Below are 10,659 nucleotides of genomic sequence, written 5' to 3'. Positions count from 1 at the left end.
GCCATCCAGCGCGTCGCGCATCAGCCTGGCGCTGTACTCCTCGCGGGTCAGTGTTGGCCGGTAGAGGAACGCCTTGCCGTGGCGTGTGCGGGACAGCCACCCCTTGCGGTGCAGGTTGTCCATCGTGGACATGACCGTGGTGTAGGCGATCTCCCGCTGTTCGAGGAGTTCTTCGAACACCGCGCGCACCGTGCTCGTGCCCTCACGCCTCCAGACACGGTCCATCACGACCGCCTCCAACTCGCCGAACCCGCGCACACGCCCTCCCGGTGCTCACCTGCGAAACCCAGGGTACTTCCCATGCTCCACGGATCGTCAGCGCTGCTCGCAGCCTGTCCGGAACGAGCGAACGCGACGGCACACTCCCAAGCTACTATCTACGTACGGAGACCGTAGGTAGATGCCGGCGACGTATGGAGGCGCAGTGGGTGACCTGCTGTTCGGCACGACGCTGCTCGCGTCGTTCCTCGGCGGCGTGGTGGCCCTGCTGGCGCCGTGCTGCGTGTCGGTGATGCTGCCCGCCTACCTGTCCACCGGGTTCCGGCACCGCGGCGGCGTGGTGCCCGCGACCATGGTGTTCGGCGCCGGGGTGGCGACGGTGATCCTGCCGATCGGCCTCGGCGCGACGGCGTTGAGCAGCTTGCTGCTCACCCAGCACCTGTGGATCTTCTCCCTTGGCGGCGCGTTGATGATCGCCGCCGGGGTGGCGGCTCTGGCCGGGTGGAAACCCAACCTGCCCATGCCGGGCGCACGGGGCCTGAAGGAGGGCAGCTTCGGCTCCGCCTATGTGCTCGGCGCGTTCTCGGGCGCGGCCGGCGCCTGCTGCGCACCGGTGCTGGCGGGGGTCGCGGTGCTCTCCGGCGCCGCCGCCTCGTTCCCGGCAGCCCTGGCCATCGGCTTGTCCTACGTGGCCGGGATGGTCGCCCCGCTGGCGCTGGTCGCCCTCTCGTGGGACCACCGCCGCGATCGCGCCACCCGGCTGCTCACCGACCGCACCGTGCGGCTGCGGCTGGGCCGATGGCAGCGCAGGCTGGCGCTCGGCAGCCTGGTGAGCGGGCTGTTGATGATCGGCATGGGTGTGCTGGCGGTGGTCCTGGCGTTCACCGGACCGGGCATGTCCAGCGCGGGTTGGCAGACCGAGTTCAGCGCCTGGCTGCAGCACGTGTCCAGCGCCGCCCTGACCGCGCTGTCCTGGATACCGGGCTGGGTGATCGCCGCAGTCCTCGTCCTGGGGTTCGCCCTGCTCCTGCGCCGCACCGTGCGTACGCGAGCCGCCGATGCACCATCGATTCCGGTACCTGTGGAGGAGAACCGACGTGACCAAGGCCGGCGGTAGGACTGGGGCAACGCGCACACCTGCGGGCAAACGTGCCCGGCAGATCCGGACGCGCCGGCGTCAGCAGGCCGCCCGGCAGGCTCGGGAGGCTCCCGGCGCCACGCCATCTCGTCCACTGTGGTCCATTTTTACAGTGCTGATCGTCGCCCTTGTCGTCGTCGTGCTGTTCCTGGTCTACCAGAACTCGCAAAGCAAGCACGACACGGCCACCGGCGGCAGCGGTTACAAGCACGTGGCCGGTCAACCCGGTATCGGCGCGCAGGCACCCGCGTTCACACTGGCCTCCGGGAGCGGCGGGCAGATCAGCCTGTCGGACTTCCGGGGAAAGAGCGTGTTGCTGTACTTCCAGGAGGGCCTGTCCTGCCAACCGTGCTGGGACCAGATCAAGGATCTGGAAAACAATCAGACGGCTCTGAACAACGCGGGGGTTGACACGGTGTTGTCGATCACCACGGATCCGGCCACCCTGATCGGGCGGAAGGTGACCGACGAGAAGCTGACCACACCCGCGCTGTCCGACCCGGACCTGAAAGTCTCTCGCGCCTACAGCGCCAATCAGTACGGGATGATGGGCGACATGCGCGACGGCCACAGCTTCGTGCTGGTCGGGCCGGACGGGGTGATCCGCTGGCGGGCCGACTACGGCGGCGCACCGGACTACACGATGTTCCTGCCCACGCAGAAGATGCTCGCCGACCTGACCCTGGAACGGGCGCCGTGAGCCCGCCAGTGACGATCACCCTGCTCACCCAGTCCTCCTGCGGCTTCTGCGAGCACGCCAAGCAGGTCCTGGACCGGCTGAGCGCCGACTACGCGCTGCACGTCACCGAGATCGACCTCGCGGGCGACGAAGGCAGACGCCTGGCGGCCAGAGCGGGTGTGCTGTTCGCCCCTGGTGTGCTCGTCGAGGGCGAGCCGTTCTCCTTCGGGCGGCTGTCCGAACGCAAGCTTCGCCGCACTCTCGACAAGCGCCTGCAACCCGACCGCACATGACCTCTGCCGCACATGACCTCTGCCGCACACGGTGGGCGCCGTCCTGGCGGTCGGTGTCGGCGGTCCGAATCCTGGGATCGCCCCCTGACGCCACCCGTCCAAGTCAGGACTCTGTGGGTGGCATCGGCCTCCTGCCAGGTATCCGGCCGTGGTCCAGCGAGTCCTGCGCGCGCAGCACGCGCAACTCCTCCCGCAGTTCGGCGATCTGCCGGTCCATCCCGGCATCCTGGGCGGAACCCGCGTCCACTGCGCTGTGGCCGCGACCGCGCATCATCGGCCGCACACAGGAGAAGTAGGTCACGGTGATCGCCGTGACCGCGAGCAGCGCCGCGACCCAGATCGGCATCACTGCCCACCCTTCGTGCGCTGCGCCGTCCGCTCTGCCTTGAGCTCCTCGATCTCCTCCCGCAACCGCGCGACCTGCCGCTGCCCGCCGGAATCACCGGAGCCCTGGTTCCGGCCGCGCATCATCATCCACATCATCAGGCCCATTCCGACTGGGCAGGCCACTGCCGCAAGAACCAAGAACAGCGACTGCATGACTTCTCCTCCGTGCGTCGGCCGAGCCGCCGACAGTCGACCAGCTCGTCTACTATCTACGTACGGATATAGTAGATAGTTCCCCGGCCCGATGCGCGATCGATGTCGGGGCACGTCATCGAGGAAGACGCATGGCGAACGGCAGCAGCGCCGGCGAGGCGGGATCGCCTGCGCCTCGACGGCCCCCGGCCCGGATGTGGTCACTCGTGCTGGTCGTGCTGGCCCTCGGCGCCACGGTCGCCCTATGGCCGCGGACGACCGACTCCGGCGGATCGGCGGCCGGAGCCGCGACCCAGGCAGCCGACGTCTCCGTCGCTCGCGTCCGCGCCCAGTTGCGGCCCTGTCCGATACCGGCATCCCGCGACGATCGGGGACCGGCCTCGTTGCGGGACATACGGGTGAGTTGCCTTGGCGACGGTGCGACCATCGACCTCGGCGCCGCCCTCGCCGGGCGCATCACGCTGATCAACCTGTGGGCCAGTTGGTGTCAGCCCTGCCGGGAGGAACTTCCCGTGCTGGACGCGTACGCCGCCTCACCCGGCGCGGTGCGGGTTCTGGGGGTGCAAGTGCTCAGCGAACCGGCCGACGGGCTCGATCTGCTGACCGCCCTCGGCGTGCACTTGCCCTCGGTGGTTGACACCGACGGCACCGTGGCCAGGGCTCTTCACGCACCCGCCTACCTTCCGGCGAGCTACGTCGTTGCCGGCGATGGCGCCGTGCGCCAGGTGCTGCCGCCCACACCGTTCTCGTCGGTCGACCAAGTCGACCGGGCAGTGCGCGCGCTGACCCCGGCGAAAGGCTGACCGTGTGCCGACGGCGTCGGCGAGGAGCACTCAGGGCGCCTCACGGGGTTCGGTTTCCAGGATCCAGCAGACGGCGGCCTTGTCATGGTCGGTCGGCTCGCCTTGTCGCGCGTGCGTGAGTAAGGCCTCCAAGTGGGTTTCGAGGGTGACCAGTTCGGTGATCTGGGCACGCACCTGGTTCAGTCGCTCGCCGAGGACATGACGGACGTGGCCGCAGGGCGCGTCTCCGCTGTCGTGCACGGCGAGGATCTGTCGGACCTCCCTCAGTGACAATCCGGCCGCCTGGGCACGGCGGACGAACTGCAGCCTGTCGACGGACTCCGGGCCGTAGTCCCGGTAGCCGCTGAGCGTGCGCGTGGGCTCGGGAAGCACACCCGCCTCCTCGTAGAACCGGATCGTCTTCGGGGTGATGCCGCTCGCGGCGGCCAGTTCGCCGATCTTCATCACACCTCCCTTGACCTTCCATCGTACTGGAAGGTTCATGCTCGGGTTCGAGCCCATCGAAGGAGAGAACCCATGAACGTCGCGGCCAAGCTGTCCACCTACGGCCTGGCACTCGTCGTCGTGTTCGCGGGCGCCTGGGCGGCCGGTGGCGCGGTGGGCCCGCCGGGTGCGGGCACCGGCGACCGGCATCCGAGCGACCCCGGCCAGTCCGATCACCGTGACTCCGGACCGACGACCGGTGTCCCGACCACAATCAGTCGAAAGTAGGCGGGCGCAGATGAGTTCAGACATGCGCGAGGATGTCGGGGTAGCAGTCGTTCAGCAGGTCGAGTTGTCGATCGGCGGTATGACCTGCGCGTCCTGTGCGGCGCGGATCGAGCGCAAGCTGAACAAGGTCGACGGGGTGAGCGCCACGGTCAACTTCGCCACCGAGAAGGCCAAGGTCAGCTTTCCCGCCGCCCTGTCCACACAGGACTTGGTCAAAGTGGTCGAGGACACTGGCTACACCGCCACCCTCCCGAGGACCGCGCCCGCAGACCTGGACGCGTCGGCCGAGGAGGACGGCTACGACGAGCACACCCGGTCGTTGCGTCAGCGGATGCTGCTCTCGGTCGCGCTGGCGGTCCCCGTGATCGTGTTGGCGATGGCGCCGCCGTTGCAGTTCACCAACTGGCAATGGCTGTCGTTGACCCTGGCGGCCCCGGTGGTGGTGTGGGGGGCCTGGCCGTTCCACCGGGCGGCGTGGGCGAACGTCCGGCACGGCGCTGCCACGATGGACACGTTGATCTCAGTCGGCGTGGCCGCGGCGTTCCTGTGGTCGCTCTACGCGTTGTTCTTCGGCACCGCGGGCGAGCCGGGGATGCGGCACGGGTTCAGCCTGACCGTCGAACGCTCCGCCGCGAGCGGCAACATCTACCTGGAGGTGGCCACCGGCCTGACCGCGGCGATCCTGGCGGGCCGGTTCTTCGAGGCCCGATCCAAGCGTCGCGCAGGCGCGGCGTTGCGGGCGCTGCTCGAACTGGGCGCCAAGGACGTCGCGGTGCTGCGCGAGGGCCGGGAGGAACGAATCCCGATCGAAGCGTTGACCGTGGGCGAGGTGTTCGTCGTCCGGCCCGGCGAGAAGATCGCCACCGACGGTGTCGTCGAGGACGGCACCTCCGCGGTCGACGCCAGCATGCTCACCGGCGAATCCGTCCCGGTCGAGGTCGGCCCCGGCGACCCGGTCACCGGCTCCTGCGTCAACGCCGGAGGCAGACTCGTGGTGCGCGCCACCCGCGTGGGCTCGGACACCCAACTGGCGCAGATGGCCCGGCTCGTCGAGGACGCCCAGAACGGCAAGGCCGACATCCAACGGTTGGCCGACCGGGTCTCGGCGGTGTTCGTGCCGATCGTCATCGCCCTGGCCGTGGGCACCCTGGGGTTCTGGCTCGGCGCCGACCAAGGTGTGGCGGCGGCATTCAGCGCCGCGGTCGCCGTGCTGATCATCGCCTGCCCATGTGGGCTCGGGCTGGCCACCCCGACCGCGTTGCTTGTGGGCACCGGCCGCGGCGCCCAGCTCGGCATCCTGATCAAAGGGCCCGAGGTGCTGGAGTCCACGCGCCGCGTCGACACCGTGGTGCTGGACAAGACCGGCACCGTCACCACCGGCAAAATGAGTCTGATCAGCGTGCACACCGCCGACGGCATCGATGAGTCCGAAGCCCTGCTGTTGGCCGGCGCCCTCGAACACGCCTCCGAGCACCCCATCGCCAAGGCCATCGCCGCGGGCGCCCAAGAACGTGCCGGTGCTCTGCCGCAGGTCACCGACTTCACCAATCTCGAAGGACTCGGCGTGCAGGGCACGGTCCAGGGCAGGGCGGTCTTGGCGGGGCGCAGCACTCTGCTTGAGCAGCGCGGCATCCCGCTACCCGAGAACCTGCAGGTCGCGAAGAAGGACGGCGAAGCCCAAGGGCGCACCGCCGTCGCGGTGGCGTGGGACGGCTCCGCCCGCGCCGTGCTCGTCGTCGCCGACACCATCAAACCCACCTCCGCCGAGGCGATCCGTGGGCTGAGGGCGCTCGGGCTGCGGCCCGTGCTGCTCACCGGCGACAATGACAGCGCCGCCCGCTCCGTGGCCGCAGAGGTAGGCATCGACGAGGTCTTCGCCGACGTGCTGCCCAAGGACAAGGTCGACGTCATCACCCGCCTGCAAGGCGAGGGCCGAGTGGTCGCGATGGTCGGGGACGGGGTCAACGACGCCGCGGCACTCGCCCAGGCCGACCTCGGCCTCGCGATGGGCACGGGCACCGACGTCGCCATCGAAGCCAGCGACCTCACCCTCGTGCGCGGTGACCTCCTGGCCGCCGTCGACGCGATCCGACTCGCCCGCCGCACCCTGCGCACCATCAAGGGCAACCTGTTCTGGGCCTTCGCCTACAACGTGGCCGCCCTGCCTCTGGCCGCCCTGGGGCTGCTCAACCCCCTCATTGCCGGAGCGGCGATGGCTTTGTCCAGCGTGTTCGTGGTTTCCAACAGCCTGCGGCTACGCACCTTCCGCACCGCGTCGTCCGAGCAGCGGTGAGGTCAGGGGCACTCCGGTGGACTGCCTGCGGCGCCGCCTGGTTCAGTGCCGGCACGGTGCCCCGATCGGGCCGCATGACCTACGCCACTTCGCCGCGACCATCACTCTCGCAGGCGGCGCGGCGGAGTAGTCACGAACACGCGTGATGGCCTCGCCGAGCGCGATCGCGCTGCTGGACTGCTGGAGCCCGGCCCGGCCTGCCGAATGGCGGACCGAACCGGGCGTATCGCTACACGGGGTGGTCTGACGCACCGAATCAGCCCTCGGCCGCGCTCAGGCCTGCGGGACGCGGATGACGTCGCCGGGGTGGATCAGGTTCGGATTGGTGATCGTGCCGGGGTTGGCCGCCACGAGCCGGTGGTAGAGGTTGCCCGCCCCGTAGTGCTGGGTGGCGATGCCCCACAGCGTCTCACCGGTCTGCACGACGTGCTCCAGGAAGACGCGGTACCCGGGCACGATCCTCGGTCCGTGCACCACGGGCACGATCACTTTGTCGAGTTCGGCGCCGTCTTTGGGTGAGGTGTGGAACACCTCGACGAAGAGCCGGTCGAGTTGGAAGGCGGCGCCCGCCACATCGACGGTGATCTGGAACTGTCCGTGTCCGCCGGTGCCGTCGCCCGCCATGAAAGAGCCGACGACCTCGTCGTGGCCCTCGTGGACGCGGTAGTTGAAGTTCGCCTCGAACGCCCCGCCCGCGACCCCGGCGATCTGGACGCTGTTGCCGACAATGTCGTACTGCCTCGGTTGCTGGACGTCGATCGACATGGCTGCGCCTCCTGGCATCGATCTGCGATCCTATCCGCCCAGGTGAGCCCGGCAGACCCGAACGCGCAGGCGTCACCCACACGGATTAGGTCGACCCGCGCCAACGCTACAACTCAACAGTCCTGACCATCAGCTGCGCAGCGGAGCGCGGGCGGAGATCCGGAAGGTCCCGGGGTGCCGCCGACGCGGTGGTCGAAGAACTTGGAGAACTTGGTGGCGTCAGGGACCCAGTTGGTGGGCGATCGGCGCCCGGTCGCGTGCGCCAAGAGCCGCTTGGCTTCCCGCACGACCCGCAGGTCGATGAATTCCTTCGAACGCCCCTGGCCCGCGAGGTCGCCGAACCGCTGGACCTGCCTGGGCCGCACCCACAGCCAAGCGCCCGGAGCCATCGAATCCGGGGTGAAGTCCACCGCGTGAACTGTCTGTGCCGAGGGAGTTGGCGAACCTCCGATTGTCACCCAAATCCGCAGCGAGGGCGCCGCCTATCGAGTGCGCGCCGCCGGGCATTGCTGGAGTCTCTCCGCCGACGGTGCCGACCGCGACGCGCCTACCAATGGCCGTGGTCGAGATCGCCCACCCGAATACCTTCAGGCCCTCCCATCCCAACCCCAAGGTCGCGATCCGGCTCGGCTGTGCCGACTCCGGCGTTTCTCTCCCAGTTCGCCGTCCCCTCCAACGCCAGAGGCACGGTCAGGCCCAATCGCATCCAAGATGGCGGCCAGTTCACGGTCAGGGCTTACGTTTCTGTTGTACAGCGGCCCGCAGGGTGTCCTGGCCAGCCTGACCGCGAGCGCGACCAGGTCGATGGCGGGATCGGCGTCATGGTGGATCTCGGCGAGGCGGGCGAATTCGGTCATGACACCCACGACACTGCGGTTCGTGGTTACGCCCAATTGGCAGGTCTGCATGTGCCGCCACTCCTGGTCGATGATCGCGGCGGGCACGTGGTGGGCGCCCAGCACTCTGGTGACCTGCTCGCCGATCCTGCTGGTCAGCGTCGAGGCGGGCGCTAACGGCATCAACACCGGCAGCAGCGTCGACTCGTTGACCAGCAGCGCGACCCGCGGCCGCCAGGACAGGACCGTGGCAAACCAAGGACCCAACAACGTGGTGCCGCGCTCGTCGTCCGGCGCGGTCGACAGGCCCGTCAGGCGCTGCAGCTTCTTGGTGGCACGCACAATCAGCACCCCGCCCATTTTGCCTTGCCTGAGAGCGCGGCATGCGACCACGTCAGCCGTCACACCTGCGGCAATCACGGAAGCCGGGATCACTGGACGACGTCACCGCCGGGACATGTGGCGAGTCAGCCAAGTAGTCGCCCGATCGCCGGGGATTGCCCCGGCTTTGGTTGACACCTGACCTGTGAGGGCTCGCGTCCTCGCTGGAAGGATGTCGTTGTGCCCAAGCCATACCCCAGGGAGTTCCGGGACGATGTCGTCGCGGTCGCGCGTAAGGGCGAAGCTCCGTTGAAGCAGGTCGCGAGGGACTTCGGGATCTCCGAAGGTTGTCTCCACATCTGGATGAAGGCCGCTGATGTCGAGGACGGCAACCGTCCTGGCCTAAACCAGCTAATCCAGTCTCCATCAAACCCCGGGCTTGACAGTTTCGGAGGAAGATCGCGGGATGAGTCTGGCGGCTGCTTCGGCGGCCTCGCGGGCCATCTCGGGCAGGACGCTGGTGTAGGTGTCCGCCGTGAAGTAGTAGGACGAGCCCCCATCATCTCCTGCACCCCCTTGATGTCCGCGCCGCCTGCGAGAGTGATGGTCGCGGCGAGGTGGTGTAGGTCGTGGCCTGATCGGCGCGAGTCGATCACGACCGGGTGTCCAAACCTCAGTCGCCCGGTCCCAGAATGTGGGAGGCCTGGTTGCCTGCTCCGGCCAAGGTCTTACAGAATCGAACTCTGTGTTCAGGTTCCGACTTCCCGCCACCTTCAGTGTTCCCGGGTTCAAGGCCTATCTCGCCGCCCGCTCGCTGGCGATGTTCGGCGCGACGATGGCCCCGGTCGCGCCGCCGGGACCGACTCGTCCCGATCACTGGCCATCACCTGCGATGTGACCGATGAGGACAGTGTCGCCGCCGCCGTCGACGCGACGGTGGAGCGGTTCGGCGTACTCGACGCCGCCGTCAACACTGCTGGTACATTCGGCGCAATTGGTCCCATCGCGCAGGCGCGGCTGGCGGACGCGGCCGAGGTCGTGGCCGTGAACCTCACCGGCATGTGGCTGTGCGTGAAGCACCAGGCACGCGCGATGATCGCCACCGGCGGTGGCGGCGCCATCGTCACGACGGGCTCGGTGGCGTCCCTGATGGGTGAACGCGGTGTGCCCGGGGTCCATCGACACCCCCATGCTGCGTGAGCTGTACCCGTCCGCGGACCAATTCGACGCGCGCGCGGCGCGCTCCGCTCGGCCGAGTGGGCGAACCCGCCGAAGGGGCCGCCGCGGCGGTCTGGCTGGCCAGCCCGCTGTCCAGCTACGTCACCGGACAGGCCTTGGCGGTCGACGGCGGGGTGACAGCCGGATCGGCCGCACCCGTCCGACGAGCCGAGTGAACAAGCGTATGACTAAAGGAGATCAAGCCCATGGGCTCGACGCTGTATGACAAGGTGTTCGACCTGCACACCGTGCGGTCCTACGGGGACGGTCGGTGTCAGCTGTTCATCGGCCTGCACCTCGTGCACGAGGCCACCAGCCCCCAGGCGTTCGCGATGCTGCGCGAACGTGGCCTTATGAAGCTCGTGCAGGCCACCCTGCGGCACGCCTCGATCACTACGACCAGCGACATGTACACCAGCGTCGTGACCACCGTCGCCCGCGAAGCCGCCGAGAAGACCCGGATGATCATCCCTCGGGCCTCGACTCGTCTTCTCGGGCTCCCCTCGGGCTCGCAGGAGACCACAATGGACACTCGAGATCCCGGAGAAGATCTCCAAGAAACTATAAATCCCTAGGCCAACATACATGTTGACCTAGGGACTGATTGTGCGCCGCCAGGGACTCGAACCCCGAACCCGCTGGTTAAGAGCCGACCCGAGCGACTGTCGGGCGGTGCCAGGTGATGTCGGATTGGGCTGTTTCCGCTGGCCATGTTCGGCCTGCTGTGTCGCATGGTGTCGGCTGGTGCCGGGCGGTTCCCGTCTTCTCGGGCTCGCCTCGGGCTCGCGTGTGCCGGATTCTGTTGGGCCGTCGAGCCGTCGGGAAGGGCTGTTCTGGTGAGCG

At 68.5% G+C, this 10,659-nt stretch carries 16 protein-coding genes and 1 pseudogene; 10 read left to right on the top strand and 7 right to left on the bottom strand.

What is annotated here, in order from left to right; translation table 11 throughout:
* A partial coding sequence (locus tag ACRDSQ_RS10930; RefSeq protein WP_431420739.1) for a BlaI/MecI/CopY family transcriptional regulator occupies positions 1-258 on the bottom strand: 258 nt, incomplete at its 3' end.
* A 166-nt stretch (positions 259-424) separates the two neighbouring features.
* Here ACRDSQ_RS10930 and ACRDSQ_RS10925 point away from each other — a divergent pair.
* The 3 genes from ACRDSQ_RS10925 to ACRDSQ_RS10915 all read left to right on the top strand — a co-directional run bounded on the left by ACRDSQ_RS10925 (position 425) and on the right by ACRDSQ_RS10915 (position 2,329).
* Positions 425-1,336, top strand: coding sequence for a cytochrome c biogenesis CcdA family protein (locus ACRDSQ_RS10925; RefSeq protein WP_431420738.1), 912 nt, complete (start codon positions 425-427; stop codon positions 1,334-1,336).
* Between the two features lie 133 nt (positions 1,337-1,469).
* The gene (locus ACRDSQ_RS10920) at positions 1,470-2,057 is read left to right on the top strand and encodes a peroxiredoxin family protein (protein WP_431420737.1); all 588 of its coding nucleotides are present in this window, start codon (positions 1,470-1,472) and stop codon (positions 2,055-2,057) included.
* Positions 2,054-2,329 (top strand): glutaredoxin family protein, encoded by a 276-nt coding sequence (locus ACRDSQ_RS10915; protein WP_431420736.1) that lies wholly within the window; start codon positions 2,054-2,056, stop codon positions 2,327-2,329. The genes ACRDSQ_RS10920 and ACRDSQ_RS10915 overlap by 4 nt, the downstream gene beginning before the upstream one ends.
* A gap of 103 nt (positions 2,330-2,432) precedes the next feature.
* Here ACRDSQ_RS10915 and ACRDSQ_RS10910 read toward each other — a convergent pair whose 3' ends face one another.
* The gene (locus tag ACRDSQ_RS10910) at positions 2,433-2,675 is read right to left on the bottom strand and encodes a hypothetical protein (protein WP_431420735.1); all 243 of its coding nucleotides are present in this window, start codon (positions 2,673-2,675) and stop codon (positions 2,433-2,435) included.
* On the bottom strand, positions 2,675-2,869 hold the full coding sequence (locus ACRDSQ_RS10905) for a hypothetical protein (protein ID WP_431420734.1): 195 nt from the start codon (positions 2,867-2,869) through the stop codon (positions 2,675-2,677). The genes ACRDSQ_RS10910 and ACRDSQ_RS10905 overlap by 1 nt, the downstream gene beginning before the upstream one ends.
* A 131-nt stretch (positions 2,870-3,000) precedes the next feature.
* Here ACRDSQ_RS10905 and ACRDSQ_RS10900 point away from each other — a divergent pair, with 131 nt between their 5' ends.
* Entirely contained in the window at positions 3,001-3,672 is a 672-nt protein-coding gene (locus ACRDSQ_RS10900; RefSeq protein ID WP_431420733.1) for a TlpA family protein disulfide reductase, read from the top strand.
* Between the two features lie 30 nt (positions 3,673-3,702).
* Here the strand turns inward: ACRDSQ_RS10900 and ACRDSQ_RS10895 are convergent, their stop codons facing one another.
* Positions 3,703-4,116, bottom strand: coding sequence for a heavy metal-responsive transcriptional regulator (locus tag ACRDSQ_RS10895; protein ID WP_431420732.1), 414 nt, complete (start codon positions 4,114-4,116; stop codon positions 3,703-3,705).
* A 72-nt stretch (positions 4,117-4,188) separates the two neighbouring features.
* On the opposite strand from ACRDSQ_RS10895, the gene ACRDSQ_RS10890 reads away from it, so the two are divergent.
* Positions 4,189-4,383 (top strand): hypothetical protein, encoded by a 195-nt coding sequence (locus ACRDSQ_RS10890; RefSeq protein WP_431420731.1) that lies wholly within the window; start codon positions 4,189-4,191, stop codon positions 4,381-4,383.
* Between the two features lie 10 nt (positions 4,384-4,393).
* Entirely contained in the window at positions 4,394-6,676 is a 2,283-nt protein-coding gene (locus tag ACRDSQ_RS10885; RefSeq protein WP_431420730.1) for a heavy metal translocating P-type ATPase, read from the top strand.
* Between the two features lie 273 nt (positions 6,677-6,949).
* On the opposite strand, the gene ACRDSQ_RS10880 is transcribed toward ACRDSQ_RS10885, so the two are convergent.
* From ACRDSQ_RS10880 to ACRDSQ_RS10870, 3 genes are all read right to left on the bottom strand, one after another.
* Positions 6,950-7,441: a Gmad2 immunoglobulin-like domain-containing protein gene (locus ACRDSQ_RS10880; protein WP_431420729.1), complete on the bottom strand. Its 492-nt coding sequence runs from the start codon at positions 7,439-7,441 to the stop codon at positions 6,950-6,952.
* Positions 7,442-7,554: 113 nt separating this feature from the next.
* Positions 7,555-7,851, bottom strand: a complete 297-nt coding sequence (locus tag ACRDSQ_RS10875) for a hypothetical protein (protein ID WP_431420728.1) — start codon at positions 7,849-7,851, stop codon at positions 7,555-7,557.
* Between the two features lie 177 nt (positions 7,852-8,028).
* Complete coding sequence (locus ACRDSQ_RS10870; RefSeq protein ID WP_431420727.1) at positions 8,029-8,637, bottom strand: DUF6933 domain-containing protein; 609 nt, start codon at positions 8,635-8,637, stop codon at positions 8,029-8,031.
* A gap of 201 nt (positions 8,638-8,838) precedes the next feature.
* Here ACRDSQ_RS10870 and ACRDSQ_RS10865 point away from each other — a divergent pair.
* From ACRDSQ_RS10865 to ACRDSQ_RS10850, 4 genes and pseudogenes are all read left to right on the top strand, one after another.
* Positions 8,839-8,988, top strand: a pseudogene (locus ACRDSQ_RS10865) (transposase); the annotation flags it as partial.
* Entirely contained in the window at positions 8,962-9,798 is an 837-nt protein-coding gene (locus tag ACRDSQ_RS10860) for an SDR family NAD(P)-dependent oxidoreductase (protein WP_431420740.1), read from the top strand. The pseudogene ACRDSQ_RS10865 and the gene ACRDSQ_RS10860, both read left to right, overlap by 27 nt.
* Entirely contained in the window at positions 9,795-9,992 is a 198-nt protein-coding gene (locus tag ACRDSQ_RS10855) for an SDR family oxidoreductase (RefSeq protein ID WP_431420726.1), read from the top strand. Before ACRDSQ_RS10860 ends, ACRDSQ_RS10855 begins: the two co-directional genes overlap by 4 nt.
* Positions 9,993-10,022: 30 nt before the next feature.
* Entirely contained in the window at positions 10,023-10,391 is a 369-nt protein-coding gene (locus ACRDSQ_RS10850) for a hypothetical protein (protein WP_431420725.1), read from the top strand.
* Positions 10,392-10,659 lie beyond the last annotated feature (268 nt).

The sequence above is a fragment of the Actinokineospora sp. genome (assembly GCF_050699995.1).
Lineage (GTDB): Bacteria > Actinomycetota > Actinomycetes > Mycobacteriales > Pseudonocardiaceae > Actinokineospora.
Note: the sequence above shows the minus strand (reverse complement) of the source record. Positions and strands in the feature narration are given on the sequence as shown.

Excerpts from the sequence above, each read along its gene's own strand:
- ACRDSQ_RS10895 (WP_431420732.1), bottom strand. The coding sequence starts at position 4,116 with ATGAAGATCGGCGAACTGGCCGCCGCGAGCGGCATCACCCCGAAGACG.
- ACRDSQ_RS10905 (WP_431420734.1), bottom strand. The coding sequence starts at position 2,869 with ATGCAGTCGCTGTTCTTGGTTCTTGCGGCAGTGGCCTGCCCAGTCGGA.
- ACRDSQ_RS10900 (WP_431420733.1), top strand. The coding sequence starts at position 3,001 with ATGGCGAACGGCAGCAGCGCCGGCGAGGCGGGATCGCCTGCGCCTCGA.
- ACRDSQ_RS10850 (WP_431420725.1), top strand. The coding sequence starts at position 10,023 with ATGGGCTCGACGCTGTATGACAAGGTGTTCGACCTGCACACCGTGCGG.
- ACRDSQ_RS10860 (WP_431420740.1), top strand. The coding sequence starts at position 8,962 with ATGAAGGCCGCTGATGTCGAGGACGGCAACCGTCCTGGCCTAAACCAG.
- ACRDSQ_RS10880 (WP_431420729.1), bottom strand. The coding sequence starts at position 7,441 with ATGTCGATCGACGTCCAGCAACCGAGGCAGTACGACATTGTCGGCAAC.
- ACRDSQ_RS10890 (WP_431420731.1), top strand. The coding sequence starts at position 4,189 with ATGAACGTCGCGGCCAAGCTGTCCACCTACGGCCTGGCACTCGTCGTC.
- ACRDSQ_RS10885 (WP_431420730.1), top strand. The coding sequence starts at position 4,394 with ATGAGTTCAGACATGCGCGAGGATGTCGGGGTAGCAGTCGTTCAGCAG.
- ACRDSQ_RS10910 (WP_431420735.1), bottom strand. The coding sequence starts at position 2,675 with ATGCCGATCTGGGTCGCGGCGCTGCTCGCGGTCACGGCGATCACCGTG.
- ACRDSQ_RS10870 (WP_431420727.1), bottom strand. The coding sequence starts at position 8,637 with ATGGGCGGGGTGCTGATTGTGCGTGCCACCAAGAAGCTGCAGCGCCTG.